The sequence below is a fragment of the Bremerella sp. JC817 genome (genome assembly GCF_040718835.1).
Lineage (GTDB): Bacteria > Planctomycetota > Planctomycetia > Pirellulales > Pirellulaceae > Bremerella.
In genome coordinates this window covers 627914-645000 of record NZ_JBFEFG010000280.1, presented here as the reverse complement: position 1 = coordinate 645000, position 17087 = coordinate 627914, and the positions used below count along the sequence as shown (strand labels likewise).

Below are 17087 nucleotides of genomic sequence, written 5' to 3'. Positions count from 1 at the left end.
TTCGTGCGGTGGTCGTAATTTGGCTTTTCCCCCACCCAGTAACCAGATCAGATCTGTCTGAAACCCAACAACCTGCGTAAAATGGGGCCTTCCAACCTGCCTCATCAATCTCGGGGAAGTATGAGCAGGCGTTCATCTTTCCCAGTACTGCGCGCTCGCAGTAAAGTTATTGATGGTTCCGTATGGATTTCTTCCTGAATCTGTTCGATACATCCGATTTCCCGGCACGTTGGTACTGCGGAACCTGGTCGCCAGGGCTTGGTCGTCTGCACATCCTTTCCGATCTCGGAATCTGGTCTGCCTACTTCGTCATCCCCGCGCTATTGGCGTACTTTACATCGCGTCGTAAAGACATCCCTTTTCGCAAGGTCTTTCTGCTTTTCGTCGCCTTTATTCTGCTGTGCGGTTTGACCCATTTGATGGACGCGGTCATTTTCTGGTGGCCGGCCTATCGCGTTTCTGGCCTGCTGAAATTGGCAACGGCGGTGGTATCGTGGGCCACGGTTGTTGCGATCGTATTGAACGTCCGCGAAGTTTTGTCGCTACGTTCGCCGGAAGATCTGCAGCGTGAAATCGATGCCCGCATCGCCGCCGAGAAAGCCTTGCGCGAGGCGAATGAAGTCCTCGAACAGCGTGTTCAAGAACGCGTCGATCAGCTCAACAAGGCCAACGCGGAATTGAAAGAACGCGAGGCACGTTGGCGGAAGTTTACCTCGTCGAACATCATCGGCGTGGGTTTGGCCGACGCGGACGGCAGTTGGTTGGAAGTCAACGGCGAACTGCTACGCATTCTGCACTGCACGGAAGAAGAGTGGAAAGAAGAAGGCCTTAGTTGGTACGAGATGACCCCGCCGGAATACCGGATCCGTGACATCGAAGGGATTGCCACGGCCGACAAGGAAGGTGCGTGCCCGGCGTACGACAAAGAGTACCTCGCCAAAGATGGTTCGCGGGTTCCGGTCACGCTGGGCTATACCCCGGTCGAAGATCGAACCGGCCAGTACATCTGTTTCGTGCTCGATCGATCGCAATTACGCGAGACCGAACTTGCTTTGAAACAAAGCCAGGCCGAGTTCTACCAGATGGCCGATGCCATTCCACAAATGGCCTGGATGACTCGTCCCGATGGCTACGTCGATTGGTTCAACGATCGCTGGTACCAATACACGGGCGGTTCGCTGGACGATTGTCTCGGCTGGGGCTGGACGGCTTACCTGGATCCGGCCGAACTTCCCCGTGTCAAAGCGGCCTGGGAAAAAAGTATCGCAACCGGAGAACGAGTCGACGTTGTCGCGCCGATTCGTGGTCAGGATGGAAAGGTTCGGCCGTTTCTGACCCGTGCCCTGCCCCTTCGCAACGAAGCTGGTGAGATCGTGCGATGGTTCGGCACCAATACCGACATCAGCGAGCAGCAAGAGATCCAGGAAGAACTTCGTACCGTCGCTGCGCAGCTTTCCGATGCGGATCGTAAGAAGGACGAATTCCTGGCGACCCTCGCGCACGAACTTCGCAATCCTTTGGCTCCGATTCGCATGGGTCTGGAACTGATGCGGATGGCGGACGACGATCCCGAGTTGATCGAAGAAACCCGGGCCACCATGGAACGCCAGACCAAGCAGTTGATTACATTGGTCGACGACTTGCTCGATGTTTCGCGCGTCACACGCGGTAAGTTGAATCTACGAAAAGCGGAAGTAACACTTACCGATATTATCGAGAGCGCGGTGGAAACCTCGATGCCGCTGATTGACGACTCTGGCCATACGCTTGAGATCATCGGCGACGATCTGGACATCACCCTCCACGCCGACCCGAATCGCCTGGCTCAGGTTGTCTCGAATCTGCTGAACAACGCCGCGAAGTATACGCCTGATGGCGGCAAAATCACGCTAACACTGGCGCAACCCGATCCGGATCATGTGACGATCATTGTCAAAGATACCGGCATCGGGATTCCGCCTGAGATGCTCGAGAATATCTTTATCATGTTCACCCAGATCGATCGTTCGATGGAACGTCGTTATTCGGGCCTGGGGATCGGATTGACGTTGGTCAAGTCGCTCGTGGAAATGCATGGCGGCACCGTGTCGGTTACCAGCGAAGGGCATGGTAAGGGAAGCGAGTTTCAGGTCTTACTGCCAACCAACGAAGAGAACCAGCCTAAACCGCCGGAAGATATTCCGACCGAGTCTGTCTCGCTCAAGCGAGGTAAACATCGGGTGTTGGTGGTCGACGACAACAAGGCCGCCGCCGACATGCTGAGCAAAGTGGTCAAGATGCTCGGCAACACCGTGATGTCGGCCGAAGATGGTCACCAGGCGATCGACGTTGCCGAGAAGTTCCGTCCCGAGATCGTGTTGATGGATCTGGGGATGCCGAAGATGAATGGTTACGAGGCGGCTCGTTACATTCGCCAGCAGCCTTGGGGCAAAGACATCCTGCTGATCGCTCTGACAGGCTGGGGCCAACAGGAAGATCGCGAGCGGACCACCGATGCCGGCTTCGATCATCACCTCGTGAAGCCAGCGGAGCCTGCCGAACTGCAGCGTCTGATCAATCAGTTCCGCAACGAAGACGACCTTGGTTCCCCTTAGACGCGAACTGCAGTTCACGAGAGACAACAAAAAAAGAGCCGATGTTGAAATCGGCTCTTTTCGTTTGGTCTTCTGGAACGCTCAACGTTAGACGTCGAGGTTTCGCACGTCGAGAGCATGCTTCTCGATAAACTCGCGGCGAGGTTCCACCTTGTCACCCATCAGGATGCGGAACATATCGTCGGCGGCCGAAGCGTCGCTCATGGTGACCTGCATCAAGGTTCGGTTCTGCGGATCGAGCGTCGTTTCTCGAAGCTCTTCCGCGTTCATTTCGCCCAGACCTTTAAAGCGGGTCACTTGCAGGCCTTTTTCGCCCGCACTTCGCACGGCAGCCAGCAGACCTCGCAGGTCTTCCAGTCCGGTTTCGTTTTCACCACGACGCAGCTTGTAACGCGAATCGGTACGACCAGTACGTTCCTGCGGAATCAAGGCCTGGATGTCAAAGCCAAGTTCGTTCAATTCGCCCAGCTTGATGTTGATGGTTCGCACTTCATGCATTTCGGTGATGTGCGGGACCTTGCTTGGATCGACTTCCTCTTGCGGCTTTTCTTCCGCTTCGACGACACTACCTTCCACGACGTTTTCGTCTGCGGGAACGGTGCTTTCCGGTTCCGCCAGGACCCCCTTCTCTTCCAGAAAGGCATCGACATCCTTCTTGTTCACGAACCAGTGATCTTCGGGACCGAGCACCACGCGGAAGACCGGCAGTTTCTGAGAAACAGGGTCTTGCCGGACGGCATGGATCTTCAAGCCGATACCGCGGCGTTCCAGCGCGACGATCGCTTCTTCCAGCGGAGCCAACGTGCGGCAGAGCTTCTCCATGTTCTCGCCTTCGATTACCTCGTCCGTTTCGCCAACGAACGCACAATCGGCCAGACCGTTGTCGAGAAGCTGATTCTTCATCTCTTCTTCGGTTTGCACGTACCACACATTCTTCTTGTTCACCACGCGGAACAAGGGTGGCTGTGCCACATAAACGTGTCCGCCGGATACCAGTTCGTTCATCTGGCGATAGAAGAACGACAGTAGCAAGGTACGAATGTGCGAACCGTCGACGTCGGCGTCGGTCATGATCACGACCTTGTTGTACCGACGCTTGTTGATGTCCTGGTCCTGGCCGATTCCAATCCCGATGGCCTGGAACATGCTCCGAACTTCTTCGTTGGCCAGCACTTTGTCTTCGCGAGCTTTGTAGGTGTTGATGATCTTACCTCGCAGCGGCAAGATCGCCTGGAAGTCTCGTAAGCGACCACCTTCGGCCGACCCACCGGCCGAGTCACCTTCCACCAGGTACAGTTCGCACTTCTCCATCTCTTTCGAGATACAGTCACGCAGCTTGCCAGGAAGACCGCCGCTGCCGAGCACGTCTTTACGATTACGCAGCAGGTCGCGAGCCTTACGAGCCGCTTCACGAGCCTGACCGGCCAGCAACGCTTTCTTGACGATGACGCGGGCAACCTTTGGGTTCTCTTCCAGGTACTTGGTCAAGAACTCGCCGAATGCGGAGTTGATGTAACTTTCAACTTCGCTGTTACCCAGCTTGGTTTTGGTCTGGCCTTCAAACTGCGGCTCTGGCACGCGGGTGCTGATAATCGCCGTCAAACCTTCGCGGAAGTCGTCGCCCGACAAGGCAACGTCCTTGATCAGGTTTTCCTTCTTGGCGTAGTTGTTCAGCGTTCGGGTCAGTGCGGTCTTGAAACCGGAGACGTGCGTACCACCTTCGTGCGTGTTGATGTTGTTCACGTACGAATGCAGGTTTTCGGTGTACTCTTCGCTGTACTGCAAAGCGATTTCGTAACCGACACCTTCGGTGAAACCAGTCAGGAAGATTACGTCCGCGTGCAGGGCGTTGGTGGCACGATTGAGATGATGAACGTATTCGATCAAACCTTGTTCGTAACAGAACTCGTCACGATCGTTGGTTCGTTCGTCGACGAAAACAATCTTCACACCTTTGTTCAAAAACGCCAGCTCTTGCAGACGCTTGGCGAGGGTGTCGTGATTGAACTTGCTGACGTTGAAGATCTGACCATCAGGTTTGAAGGTGGTCTTGGTACCACGCTTCTTGGTCGGTTGCCCCTTCTGGACCGGACCTTGCGGAACACCTCGTTCGTATTCCTGCTGCCAGACAAAGCCGTCGCGATAGACTTCGACTTCGCACCATTCCGATAGGAAGTTCACCACGGTCACGCCGACCCCGTGCAAACCACCGGAAGTCTGATAGGCACCTTTACTAAACTTGCCGCCGAACTTCAGCACCGTCATCACCCCTTCCAGGGTCGAGACGTCACGGCCGACTTGTTCGGAAAGCTGCGGATGGCGGTCGACTGGAATTCCACGACCGTCGTCTTCCACGGTGACCGAGTTATCGTTGTGAACCGTCACGGTCACGCACGAGGCAAACTCGGCCATTGCTTCGTCGATCGAGTTGTCGACCACTTCGTACACCAGGTGATGAAAACCACGGGTCGAACGGTCGCCGATGTACATACTCGGGCGTTCGCGAACGTGCTCGAGGTCGGACAGGTGTTCCAGGTCGCTCGCCCCATATTCCGAATTGGCTTTCGCCTGTTCGGCCTGCTTGGCAGCTTCCTTGTTTTCAACATCTCCGGTCGGCAGATCTTGAGGTTCGTTCGGTTCGGTCATGTTTGCTTTTCGTTAGGTATCGTACGACAAGTTTTGTTCGGTAAGTGTTCTCTGTTTCGAGGATCAACCTCTGCCAGGCAGAAGGAACCTGGGTCGGGGCGAGCGAACTTAATCGATGCGGCCCACTTTGATCTTGAGGTCGGTGATCCCGTGATCGGGGAGTTGCTCTTGGAGCGACTTCAGTATTTTGGGTTTCTGGAAACTGATCATCTGGCTGATCGTCGAGTTGGCGACCATCACCAGCAAGCTTCCACGATTCACGTTGCCGGCGATGCTGTGCTCGGCCAGTCGTTCTCCGGCGGCAACTTCCCAGGCTTTCTGCGTGGCATCGGCCGTTTGAACCTGGGCGTAGCCCTTCTGGACCATCAACTGGGCCAAGGTTCCCTTGATCGATTGCACTTTGCCTGGCTGTCGCTGGCTCATGTCTGTTTCATCCGTTGAAGGTGATGCCGACTAATGGCGGGCAGTCTGTTTCGCCTGTTCCGCACAACACATCGAATCGCCTGCGTCTACCGATCTCGTGCCAGTGGCATAACCACGTAGTCGTAGTTGTCGTCGGTGCTGAACAACGCGGCGCTTTCGGCGTTTTGAATGTTGAGCGTGAAGTTCGATTCACTTCCCAACACTTTGTAGAAGTCGGCGACAAACCGATGGTCCATCGTGATCTCGACATTCTCGCCGTCGTAAGGGATTGGGATCTCGACGCGAGATTGGCCCACCTCGGCCGTACTGCTCGAGAGGACCATCGAGCCATGACCGAACGTGAAGTCGATCCCACGGCTCTCGTCGGACGTCACAATGGCTGCCTGGCGAAGTGCGGCGAATGCTGGCCCAACCGAAAGTTCGATATGGGCGGCTTCGCGTTGTTCGGGGAGCACGTCTCGCCATTTCGGGAAGCGACCTTCCACCAAGCGAGCATAGATCGTGGCTGGGCCAACTTTGACGAGTACGTCATTCGTGCGGGAAGCGATCTGCACGGTTGCATCCAGATCGGTCAGGCTGCGTTCGATCAACTGCATAGCACGCGATGGAATGATCGTCATCGCATCGGTGTTGCCATGCCCTTCGACCTGAGTCGCGGGACCTTCCATCTTGGCCAGACGACGTCCGTCGGTCGCGACCGCGGTGATGCTGTTCTCACCCAGTTCCAACAACACGCCACCCAGGGCATAGCGACCGCTTTCGGTATCGGTGGCGAAGAGCGTACGGCGAATCAGTTCTTTGAGAACCCGAGCCGATACTTCATGGTACTTCGTTTCCGCGAATCCTTGCACGGTGGGAAACTCGTCGGGGTCTTCGCTCGACAGGGTGAATTTACTGGTTTGTGCTTGCACGACGGTGCGGGACTCTTCCCGTTGCACGCTGAGTCGCTCATCGCGAACCTCCTTCAAAATAGACCCAAATCGGGCGACTGGCAGAACCATGCTGCCAGGCTGCTCAACTTCAATGCCTTCGACCTCGATGCGAACTCCGATCTCCATGTCGGTGGCCATCAGGATCGTGGCCTTTTCGGTGGCGTCGAGTTTGACGTTTTGCAGGATCGGCTTGGGACTGCGGCTAGGGGCCACCATCGCCGCCGTCTGGAATGCAGTCTGAAACTTCTCGCGTTCGAACGTGATTTTCATGGAGCTCGTGAATCCAACAAATGTCTTCTTTTAGTTTTTCGAAAGAGTAGTAGTAGTAAGGAGACGCGTCGAGCTGTCGATAACTGGCATCCGGTAGGTGTTTGGCTCGGTGTTCTTCGAATCAATCTGCTTTGATTGGTATGTGAAAAACCTGGCGCCAAATGGTTGCCTTTCTGTCGTTTTCGCGTCGATGAATTCGCTAGCGGTGTTGGTGATTTCTAACGGCGTCGATAGCCGGCAGAATTCCAACATTTACGCACACAAACCCAACATCTTTTCCACTGACTACTCCTGTTTGCAGACCTCGTTCAGGTCCACCATCATTCAAATCTCTTGCGGAAGCGGCCAGGTTTCTCCAGTCGGAAAAGCATCTGGTCCGCTTCGAAATTCACACCCTGATCGGTCAGTCGGTGCTGCGTTGGAGAATCATTTCTCGCAACTCAGTGATTGCTTCCCGCAGCGCGATGTCCTTCTTCATTTTGGCTTCAATGCTGCTGACGGCATGCATGACGGTGGTGTGATCGCGACCGCCAAAATGTTTGCCGACTGCTTTCAGACTCTCTTCCGTGAGATGTCTCGCCAACAGCATCGCAACGCTGCGGGCTTGAACGATACTTTGCCGCCGCGAACTTCCCTTCATGTCGGCCACCTTCACGCGGAAGTACTTGGCCGTCAGAAGCGAAATCGCACGCAGGCTAATCTTCGCTGTGTTGTGCTCGCTCTTCAGCAAGGCGTCGACAATGGTCGTGTCGATTACCTGGTTCGCGGTGGTCTGAGCGATCAATTGATTCACGATCCCGCTGAGCTGCAATAAGCCATGCGGAAACGCGGCCGCCAACTTCTGCGCGGCCATGTGCGTGATCTGACGATGGTGACGGGTCGCGATGCCTTGAATCAAGACTTCGCGGGTTCCCTGCTCGGGCAGGACCACCGGAACCAGCAAGCCGGCCGAAAGGCGGCTGCGAAGCTCCGACGAAAACCCATCCATCGCAATTGGGTTCTCTCGGCACGAGACCAACACCGTGCAACCGCGGCGTTCCAGTTCGTCCAGCAAATGCAGCAAGATCTGCTGCATCGACGGGAAGTGCAGCAACTCGTGCACATCTTCCAGAACGAGAACGTCGGTCCCGAAAAACTGGGTTCGCGTTTCGTTGGCGGTCTCTTGCCGCAATGCGTTGCCATATTCGCGAGCAAAATCGCTTCCGGTAATGGCCAGGATCTCGAGATCGGGATCCTTTTCCACGAGAACGCCCGTCAGACCCTGCAACAAGTGCGACTTGCCAGAGCCACTGGGACCAAAGAGAACCAACGGCGAAAACTGCGAAGCATCTTGCTTCAATGCTTCGACCGCCGACTGAATCATGCGGTTTTCTGGCCCCGCCACAAACGGGCGCAAGCCCTCAATGGACCGCTTGGCGGACCCAATCAGGGCGGGATCCTCTTGCCGGACCCAAGGCAAGGCAATGGTGATGATCTCCGTAACCACCCAAACTCCGTCGCTCGTTTGCCGAAGTGTCTGTCAGACAACCAGTTAACCAAGCCACGATTATAGAGGTTTTCCACAGCGAAAACTAGCCATGGTGGGCGATTCTTTGCGGTTTTACGATCGGCGTAACCTATTGATACAATTGAGGATGCGGCTTGCGACTTCGTCGACTTCCGCCTGCGTCGTGAAGCGACTCAAACTTAAGCGAATCGAACTGGAAATGATCGACGGATCGGCCCCGCTGGCTAGCAGCGTGGGGGAAGGTTCCGACGACCCGCTAGCACACGCCGAACCGGTGCTGCAGGCGACCGCCGCCATGTCCAAAGCCATGACCAGCGCTTGCCGATCGATTCCTGAAAATGACACGTTCGAGGTATGGGGTAATCGCGGGGCGTCCAGACCGTTAATCGTGATGGTTTCCGGGCCAAGTAGTTCTCTCAGCATCATTTCCAGGCGATCGCGTAGCTCTCGCATCCTTGGTTCCGCCTCGGCCTGACTTTCGACCGCCAGTCGCAGGGCGACCTCGAAACCGATCGCCAGCTCGACACTTTCAGTCCCGGGCCGCATCGCCAACTGCTGTGCTCCGCCGAACATCGCCGGATTCAGCTTCACACGATCGTCCAGCACGAGGGCTCCGATCCCTCGCGGGCCATGGAACTTGTGCGGCGTGATCGTCATGGCCGACGCCCCCAGTTCTCGGAAGTTCACCGGTATCTTGCCGACCGCCTGAACTGCGTCGACATGCAACGGAACCCCATTCTCTCGGCAAATCTGGGCAATTTCGGCGATCGGTTGGAGTACGCCGGTCTCGTTATTACCCAGCATCACGCTGACCAGTCGCGTCGGTTGAGCCAAGGCCTGACGTAGGGCATCGATTTGAACGACCCCTGCCGAATCGACCGGCAAGACCTCGATCGATTGCCCCTGCTTGACCAGATGCTCGGCCGCTTCGCGAATGGAAGGATGCTCGACCGCCGAAATGACGACCTGACCGGGCATATCCCCGCCCAAACCAAACAAAGCGAGGTTGTTTGCTTCGGTTCCACCACTGGTGAAAACAAGCCGATCGCTGGCAAATCGTGTGATCTCGCCGCCGACTAAATTGAGAATACTTTCTCGCGTGTCATCGAGCCGCCGACGAGCCTTCTGCCCTGCCTGGTGCTGGCTGGCAGGGTTCAAGAAAGCAGACTGATAGGCCTGGCTCAAGGCTTCCGCGACTTCGACCGCCATCGGCGTGGTCGCATTGTTGTCGACGTAAATCAAAGATTGGTTTCTTCTTCGGACGAGACCTCGGCTGCCGGTTCAGGCGTCTCGGCCTCATCCTTTTCAGGAGCTGGGGGAAGCTGATCGAGTGCCGACTTGGCTTCGGCGGAATCGGGCGAGAGCCGCAGGACTTGCTCGAAACAGAAACGAGCTCGAGCGTCCTCTTGAGCGTCTTGAGCTGCTTTGCCTGCCTTCAAGTAAAGCTCGATCAGAAATGGATTCAGGCTCGCCTTGCCGATTTCTTCCTGCTTGCGGGTCGCTTCAGCCTTGGCTTCATTCGACATGTCCGAGATCGGCTCGTCGTAGCCCGATTCATCCTCTTTCAAGGTAGGCTGCTTGATCGGATTGTCGTCCTGCTGACTCAGGGAGACCATGTGGTGAATGATGTCAGGAACCAGCAGATACATGTTCCCTTCGGCCATTTTCTGGATCTCGGACCACATCAACGAAGCGTAACCTGGGTTTGCTCGACTCCACCGAGCCAGGTTGATGACTGAGTTTGGCTGACTCATGTCGAGGTAGCTCACCAGGATGTTGGCATCGCTGACATAGGTGTGACCATGCATCGTATGGCTGACCGTGACCCAGTCGGTCTTTTTCGCTTTGCCGGACGAAGTAATCCACTTCTGTTTGACCAGATCGTTCTCGAGATTCCCGGTGTTATTGAAGTACTCGGTCGCGGTCAGTCGGTAGCCGAGGATCTCGAAATAGCTGAACTTCCGCCGCTCGAAGCCATCAGCCGAGAACTGCTGACCGGAATGACTCGATGTGCTGAGGATGACCAGGAAGGCAACGAACAAGATGACCAGCCCGATCAAAACCACCACGAAAACGCGGGTCATGATCGAGTTGGGCGAGGCGTTGGCAGCTACGGTTCGAGTGGAGGAACTCAAGCGATCGGTCCCCTGGGAATCGATAGATCGGGCCGGAAAACGGGACATCGACGTTTTCCATTACTTCCCAGTTTAGTATCTGACCGCGGCGTTGACGAGAATCGAGTCCCCTACCGCAGGTTTTGCAGGGCTCCGAAGCCGACCAGACCGAGACCTGACAGGGCCATGACGCCAAAAACAATGCTGAAGATCATGTCTCCCTGACCCATGATTATCCACATGATGCCGGCCATCAGCACGTCGGAGGCCCCTGCCATCATGAGCAAGGTTCCTGTGCTGATTTTGCCAGAGCGGCGCGCCAGGTGCTTTTTCAAAGGCATCAATCGGTCTCCTGAAATCAAAGAAGCAATCATCGTGGTCGGTACAAGAGCCTAGGCGGGATCATGTTCGGGATCGATCCCAGCAGGCCGTTATTCGCCGAGAAACCACGGGCATTGGTCATTTTGCCGCGGAAATCGCGATGTACCAAAGAAAAAGACGGATACCACCAGCCCAGAAGCAGGTGATATCCGTCGATGATTTTCAAGATGCTGGTTGAACTCTATTTGTAGAGGAACAACGGGCAACCGGCCGTTTCTAACATCTGGTTGGTCGAAGAACCGAACAATGTTTCTTTGAAGCCACCTCGGCCATAGGCCCCCAGCACAACCATGCGTGGGCTCAGTTCCTTGACCTTCTCGGCCAACAGGTCGACCACGCGACCTGTCTTAGGAACGTAGTGCAGTTGAGCATTCAGCCCATGGAACTTCAGGAACTTGTCGGCTTGTGCCAGACGCGTTTGAGCCTTCTCTTCTTCGCCACTGATGCTCACGACGTGAATTTCGGTCTGTGGGCCACGAATTTCGAGCAAGGTCCACATCTGCAGGGCGTGGGCTGCGGGATTGCTTCCGTCGTAGGCGATCACCACGCGATGGTTATCCGGCATCTGCTCAGGATAGACAATCACCGGACGGGCGTTGTCAATCAGCAACTTGCGAACGGTGGCTCCGACGTCTTCGCTGGTTTCGTAATGGAAGTTGGTATCGCGACCGATCAGGACAACGTCGTGGCTGAGGGCCTGGCTTTCGATTTGTTCGTAAGGCAGACCTTCGCTACGGATCGCGGTGAATGGAATGCCGGTCGAGCTGCAACGATCTTCGAAATCCTTCAGAATCTGTTCGGCACGTTCTTCCGCTTCTTTGATCAGCGTGTCGTCGCGATGCTTCTTGTACGCGCCGGCTCCGATCGGAACGCTGGTAGGTGCCTTGATGCCAGGGATGTCGACCACGGCAACGCCTGACAGATGAATCGCGTCGGTGCGGCCGTCATTCTGTGCCGCGTAGCGCTGGCAAAACGCGATGGCCATGTCCAGCGCGGTTTGGCTGGAGGGAGAATTGTCGAGGGCCAATAGTGCGCTGCGAATCATGATAGTGTTCCTTCCCGAAGGGTCGTAAAGACGGGAGTGAGACCGCAAAACGGATGGTCGCTTCCGATCGACCGGTACCTGCCGTCGCCGTACCTGCATTGTAGCATTGGATTAACGTCGTCGGGATGGTGATCGAATCGAAATTGTCGTCCATCCACTAACTACATTTTACGGCATCACCTTCATGCTGCGGACTAACAATTGGTCGGAAAAATCGGGCCAATACGTCATCAACGGAATGGAGATGCTCATCGAGAGCCACATCAGCGCGATTATGATGCTTGAGAAGGATCCGTGCTCGACACCACCCACTAAGGTGCATTGATCTGGTCGGCTCGGATTGTAGTAGACCTGGACTTTTCGTCCTGGTTGTAGGATGTCGCACAGCTCTTGGTGGTCTTCGATTTGTTTGGTCGGATGGTAACTAAACGAGATGCGGTTTCCCGTGTGTTGGTCCCCTGCCCTGTCCTGGTAGTGATATTGCAGCTTCACCAGGTAGATGACTTCTTCGCCATGCTTTGTCTTGCGTTTGCAGGGGTCGAGTGAACTCTCTTCGATCGTGGCGACGGTCTCTTCCCAGCGACGTGATCGCCAGGCCAGATGCAGCTCGCGAATGCCGGCCACCAGCAGCAGTATTCCGATCAGGTTGAAGAACGCCAGCATCGCCGCCGGCAACCAGAAATCAAACATTATTCGATCACCGTGATCCGCGCCGGAAGGCTGTCTCGACTGCGACGATTGCTGATTAAAATCGCTCCCCCCAGCGAGAAGACAATCCACAAGATCCCTGCCAGGATGTTGAAGCGGACACCGCTAAAGACGCCGGGGATCAACGCCGAATCCTCGGGCCGTTTCGGGTTGTAGCGCACTTCGACCTGTTTGCCCGACTTCAATTTGTTGACGATCTTTTGCGGAAGCTCTTGGCTATCGGTAACTCCATAGCCAAACCCAATCCGCTCTCCTTCGTAGTTGGCACCGTTGACTTGATAGGTGTACTTCACCTTCGCTTCGAATCGTGTGCCCCCTTTGCCGCTGGCGAACGAACGGAGCCGAGCATCAACAATGTCTCCCTTGGCGGTCGGCCATTTTTCGGCTGAGTAGCCTTGGACCACGTCGATCATGCCATAGCTCAAGATGGCGACTCCAATGAGCACCAGAGCAAAAAACAAAACCTTGACATAGATATTCATGAAGTAGCTTCGCTAGTGCACGACCAGGTCATGCACCAGTCCTGGGTCACCAGCAGCAATCAGGAAATAGCCGATAGCAATCCCCAAGGTGATCGAAAGCAAAAGGACACCTATCGCAATCTGAGAAAGCATTCCACGATCGACGCCCGGAATCAACACGCTTCGCTCAGGAACGACCGGATCGTAAAAGACCGTGAACTGAGGCGTCGACTTCAACCACTCGAGCAAATCTTCATGATCCTGCCGATCTTGCGTAGGGCAATAGCTGGGGGCGATCACGGTTCCTTCGTAAGGTCGGCCGCCGGCCATGTATTCGTACTTCAGTTCGACCTGATGGACAGTTCGCGACGACTTCCGATTTTTTTGAACCGTCTCTTTCACTTCGGACTGAATCAACTTGCCAGGCGCCCGCTCGTACCTGGTCGATTGCCAGCCGCGGTAGAGATCGCGCAGGCCATAGCCAAGGACGTACAAGGCACCCAGGTTCAAGGGGACAAGAATCAGTGCGGCGATGATGTCGGATGTCATGGCTTACCTCACCGACCGAGAGATTTGAGCGGAAGGACTATTCCAGTGCTCTAGTCGCTGGATGAACTTTCGTACTGGCACGTCGCACACGACCAAGGTCATCATCGATAGGGTCAACCCAAGCCAAGCCAGCCCGAATACGATCATCAGAAATGCCGAACGGCGAACCCCAGGTACCAGGCAGCTTTCGCTGGGATTGGCCGGGTTGTAATAGACATCGACGACTTCGGCAGCTTTCAGTTTACGATGCAGGTCAGCATGTAGTTGCTCGCGATTGGTCCCATCGTAGCCAAACGCAATTCGGTCGCCGCGATAAGACACGCCTTCTACCTGATAAGCGTATTGCACCTCGCACCTCCACGAGTGCGAATTCTTATTGGTGTGCGATTTCAGCTCGGACGAAATGAGTTCGCCTTGGACCATCGGCCACTGGGTTGCCTGATGCGCTTGAAAGATCTGACCGAGTCCATACCCCAGGAAAACGACGCCAAAGGCGACGAAGATCATGAGAAACAAGATAGGAAACAGCCGGGCCATTGCGAGCTCTGATCGAAGTCAACCAAATCAATCCGTTGGGGTATCCAACGGATTCTCTTAGTAAGGTTTCGACCTCCGATCGTGAATGTTGTCGAAATTTCGAAGTTCGCCAGCAGAACGACGACATGTGGGTTACCGATGGTAGCGAATCTGCCGGCTGATCGGTCTTTCGCTATCGGATCCCCTCGAAGGTGGAGGTGCTGGACTCAGTTTGACAAGAAAGGACGGATACAGCCCCCGAATGGCAAAAATTAACGTCACCTGGATCACGGAATGTTGTCTCTGAAAGTCTGTGAGCAAGCCCCAACTGCTCCGTACCCATCGACATACCCCGATCCCCGTACGAGGTGCCCCAATGTTGCTAACAACCCTTTCCGGCGGAGCGTGCTGCGTCTATGCCTTTGCTTCACTCTTTGTGACGGGGTACTGGGCCTGGCGCGTCTGGCTGAAGTAGCCAGACCAATCCTCCTAGGCGATCACGCGAAGATCTCACGACGACGCGAAGCCGAATGCGGCCGGAAGAGCCGGCCGATGCTTCCCATAGATTTTTTAAAAGACCGATCGCTGCAGCGATGAAATCAAATCGCGATGGCGCGCTTCGCACTGTCGCATTTGTTGTTGGATCGCTTCTTCAGCCTCGGCGGAAGTCGCTTCTTTAAGCTGCGACTTGTAGCGATTCATTGTCGAATCGAATTCTTCCTGAGCAGCTACCATGGCGTTCTTGCAGCCATCGACGTGAAGACCTTCCATCGTGTTTTTCCTTCTTTCGGGATGCCACGAAATGCCTCTATTGTTCTGGTTTAATCCATCGGCACCTCGAACGCAAAGCCCCACAAAACGATCGCACAACTTCGCGGTTAAAACAGAAAAAGTCGCGGAAATTTCATTCGCCCGTTCTGCAGAAATGCTCTACATTCGGAACTAACACCCCTTAACTCAAGTCTTGAACTGCCAGTTCGCTAACGTCTTTTCTCCTGGCAGATAACCGAGCGAGATGGCTACAAAATAGCCACCTCACGTTCCGAAGGCCTTGAGTCCCACACCTATTCGTTCGCGATGCCCCATGAGTGCTTACCTGATCTTGATGGCAATGTTTGCCGTTGCCTGGAGCGTGGTCGGGTATGGCGTGGCGAACCTCTGTCTAAAGATGCGATGGAACCTGGTGGGCGGGTTTCTGCTGGTTGCTTTGGTAGCCATCGTACCGGTCGGCTTCGCGATGATGGTCTTCGAACACGGGGCCACCCAAGCGGGAATGCCCTGGACGATGGTGTTCTCTTCTCTGGGAATGATTCAGTTCTCCTACGAGGTCATGCAGATCAGCAGTTGTGCCGGCTATTTGATCGGTGCATTGGTCGGCGCGATTACCGGTCTGCTGCCTCATCAAACGGAAGAGGGTAAACGCGAACGTTCTGCCCGTGGTCGCACGACCTGGAAGATGATTGTCTTAGGACCTCTGAGCGTGGCAGTCGTGTGGGCGTTGTTCTTTCTGGCCGATATGCGTGCGATCGACCGACTCAAAGAAACACGTCAGAAGCATCTGGCGATCCTGGAAACTCAAGAGGAGGTCGCTCCTCGCCAGGTGAACGATGCGGCGCATGTCCACGACTCGCTGATCATCTCGTTGATGCAAGATCCCAATCCAGATTGGGTGCTCAAGCTGAAGCAAGACGCGGCAGAGCGAAAGATCGCGATCTCGACGACCGACAGCGAACTGCTCAAGATCTTTCTGCCCAACTTCGACCAGACCGACCAGGTCCGCAGGTACGTCCATCGACATCAAGAAGCGTTCGAGAAGCTTCGCGGAAACGTGCTGGATGCCGGCCAAGAGTATCGTCACTGGAACCCGGCCGTTGCCCGGTTCACGGCCGTTCATGCGTTGGTCGAAGTGCTCGACAACGATGTCGACTCGGCCCTGCTTGATCTGCAATTGCTGGGGCTGATGCAGCAGCAGTCAATCGATGCCCGGGTCGAAGACTCGATGGACTTCGCCGAGATTGAAGCGTTTCGGTATCTCGTCTTTCAAGCGTTTCTCGGTCACATCAGTCCTGTTCCAGACAACGTGTATCAAGAGATGCTCGTCGATATGGGAGACCTCAGCGGGGCGATCCGACGCAATCTGAAACGCGACCTCAGCCAAGCGGTGATTCGTTCGATCGACGATCAACTGGCGATGAGCGAGGTGAAGCCGAACGAGTTCAAAGCATGGTATCGAATGGCGGCCGAGCGGATCATCTATCAGGAAAACATCCCGAATCAATTTGCTCGGCTACAGCAGCAAACCAACACCGGCTTTCTGCCGACGTCCGATCGCTATGCCAACTCGGTACATGCGAAGTTCCCTGGAATTTTGGTCGATCGTAGCGCGTGGGTAAGTACCTCCGCGGCCTTCTATCATTGCCAACAAGCGACCATGGTTTGGTCGAATCATCACTCGAGGCTGGAATTGACGCGAGCGATTCGCCTGGTCGAACAGCACAAGCTGAAACAAGGAACCTATCCTAGCGCGCAAGAGTTCCTGATGGCATCCACATCGGAAAGTTGGAGTCCGCCATTTGTGATTGGCTATCACACGCTGCAGCAAGGCCAGTTTGGGAAGGTCGACAGTGCGGTGGTTTTCGCGCCGACGCATCGTCAGCTCGATGATCACCTGGCGTTGTTTCTGGGCCCATCGGTGTTTGTGCTGATCGACAATCAATCGAGATCCCCTGCCCCGCGCCAAAGCTTCATGGTGCCGACCTGGGGGACGCTGGCAAGCGTGAAGGACCCGCTGAAATTGATCATTCCCTCCAGCACCGCTAGCGGATCGAATCAGCCGGCGCCGATGCCAAAAGATTGATCGGAACATCTCGAACCGTTTCTTCCTGGTGACGTACCCAAGGCTTCAAGGATTCGCTGCACCGATTCCCCGCGTCTGTAAGAA

Annotated in this window: 15 protein-coding genes; 2 read left to right on the top strand and 13 right to left on the bottom strand. The window is 55.4% G+C overall.

All coding sequences use genetic code 11. The features are described 5' to 3' along the window. The first annotated feature begins 182 nt into the window (after positions 1 to 182). Entirely contained in the window at positions 183 to 2594 is a 2412-nt protein-coding gene (locus AB1L30_RS20995; protein ID WP_367015677.1) for an ATP-binding protein, read from the top strand. Between the two features lie 87 nt (positions 2595 to 2681). Here AB1L30_RS20995 and AB1L30_RS20990 read toward each other — a convergent pair whose 3' ends face one another. From AB1L30_RS20990 to AB1L30_RS20930, 13 genes are all read right to left on the bottom strand, one after another. Beyond that, positions 2682 to 5240: a DNA gyrase subunit B gene (locus tag AB1L30_RS20990; RefSeq protein WP_367015675.1), complete on the bottom strand. Its 2559-nt coding sequence runs from the start codon at positions 5238 to 5240 to the stop codon at positions 2682 to 2684. 108 nt (positions 5241 to 5348) lie between these two features. Continuing rightward, positions 5349 to 5663, bottom strand: a complete 315-nt coding sequence (locus tag AB1L30_RS20985; protein WP_345089194.1) for a DUF721 domain-containing protein — start codon at positions 5661 to 5663, stop codon at positions 5349 to 5351. A gap of 86 nt (positions 5664 to 5749) precedes the next feature. Beyond that, positions 5750 to 6865 (bottom strand): DNA polymerase III subunit beta, encoded by a 1116-nt coding sequence (gene dnaN / locus AB1L30_RS20980; RefSeq protein WP_345089197.1) that lies wholly within the window; start codon positions 6863 to 6865, stop codon positions 5750 to 5752. Between the two features lie 403 nt (positions 6866 to 7268). Continuing rightward, on the bottom strand, positions 7269 to 8249 hold the full coding sequence (locus AB1L30_RS20975) for a DnaA/Hda family protein (RefSeq protein WP_367016454.1): 981 nt from the start codon (positions 8247 to 8249) through the stop codon (positions 7269 to 7271). Between the two features lie 216 nt (positions 8250 to 8465). Next, positions 8466 to 9614, bottom strand: a complete 1149-nt coding sequence (locus AB1L30_RS20970; RefSeq protein ID WP_367015673.1) for a cysteine desulfurase family protein — start codon at positions 9612 to 9614, stop codon at positions 8466 to 8468. Then, the gene (locus tag AB1L30_RS20965) at positions 9611 to 10507 is read right to left on the bottom strand and encodes a hypothetical protein (RefSeq protein WP_367015671.1); all 897 of its coding nucleotides are present in this window, start codon (positions 10505 to 10507) and stop codon (positions 9611 to 9613) included. Before AB1L30_RS20965 ends, AB1L30_RS20970 begins: the two co-directional genes overlap by 4 nt. 110 nt (positions 10508 to 10617) lie before the next feature. Then, the gene (locus AB1L30_RS20960; RefSeq protein ID WP_367015669.1) at positions 10618 to 10827 is read right to left on the bottom strand and encodes a hypothetical protein; all 210 of its coding nucleotides are present in this window, start codon (positions 10825 to 10827) and stop codon (positions 10618 to 10620) included. A gap of 221 nt (positions 10828 to 11048) precedes the next feature. Then, positions 11049 to 11912, bottom strand: coding sequence for a universal stress protein (locus tag AB1L30_RS20955; RefSeq protein ID WP_367015667.1), 864 nt, complete (start codon positions 11910 to 11912; stop codon positions 11049 to 11051). 168 nt (positions 11913 to 12080) lie between these two features. Then, complete coding sequence (locus AB1L30_RS20950; RefSeq protein WP_367015665.1) at positions 12081 to 12602, bottom strand: DUF3592 domain-containing protein; 522 nt, start codon at positions 12600 to 12602, stop codon at positions 12081 to 12083. Continuing rightward, positions 12602 to 13102 (bottom strand): DUF3592 domain-containing protein, encoded by a 501-nt coding sequence (locus AB1L30_RS20945; protein WP_367015663.1) that lies wholly within the window; start codon positions 13100 to 13102, stop codon positions 12602 to 12604. The genes AB1L30_RS20950 and AB1L30_RS20945 overlap by 1 nt, the downstream gene beginning before the upstream one ends. 12 nt (positions 13103 to 13114) lie before the next feature. Continuing rightward, complete coding sequence (locus tag AB1L30_RS20940; protein WP_367015661.1) at positions 13115 to 13630, bottom strand: DUF3592 domain-containing protein; 516 nt, start codon at positions 13628 to 13630, stop codon at positions 13115 to 13117. Positions 13631 to 13633: 3 nt separating this feature from the next. After that, positions 13634 to 14167: a DUF3592 domain-containing protein gene (locus tag AB1L30_RS20935; RefSeq protein ID WP_367015660.1), complete on the bottom strand. Its 534-nt coding sequence runs from the start codon at positions 14165 to 14167 to the stop codon at positions 13634 to 13636. A gap of 549 nt (positions 14168 to 14716) precedes the next feature. Beyond that, entirely contained in the window at positions 14717 to 14917 is a 201-nt protein-coding gene (locus tag AB1L30_RS20930) for a hypothetical protein (RefSeq protein ID WP_345089227.1), read from the bottom strand. A gap of 313 nt (positions 14918 to 15230) precedes the next feature. Here AB1L30_RS20930 and AB1L30_RS20925 point away from each other — a divergent pair, with 313 nt between their 5' ends. Beyond that, positions 15231 to 17003: a hypothetical protein gene (locus AB1L30_RS20925; protein WP_367015658.1), complete on the top strand. Its 1773-nt coding sequence runs from the start codon at positions 15231 to 15233 to the stop codon at positions 17001 to 17003. Positions 17004 to 17087 lie beyond the last annotated feature (84 nt).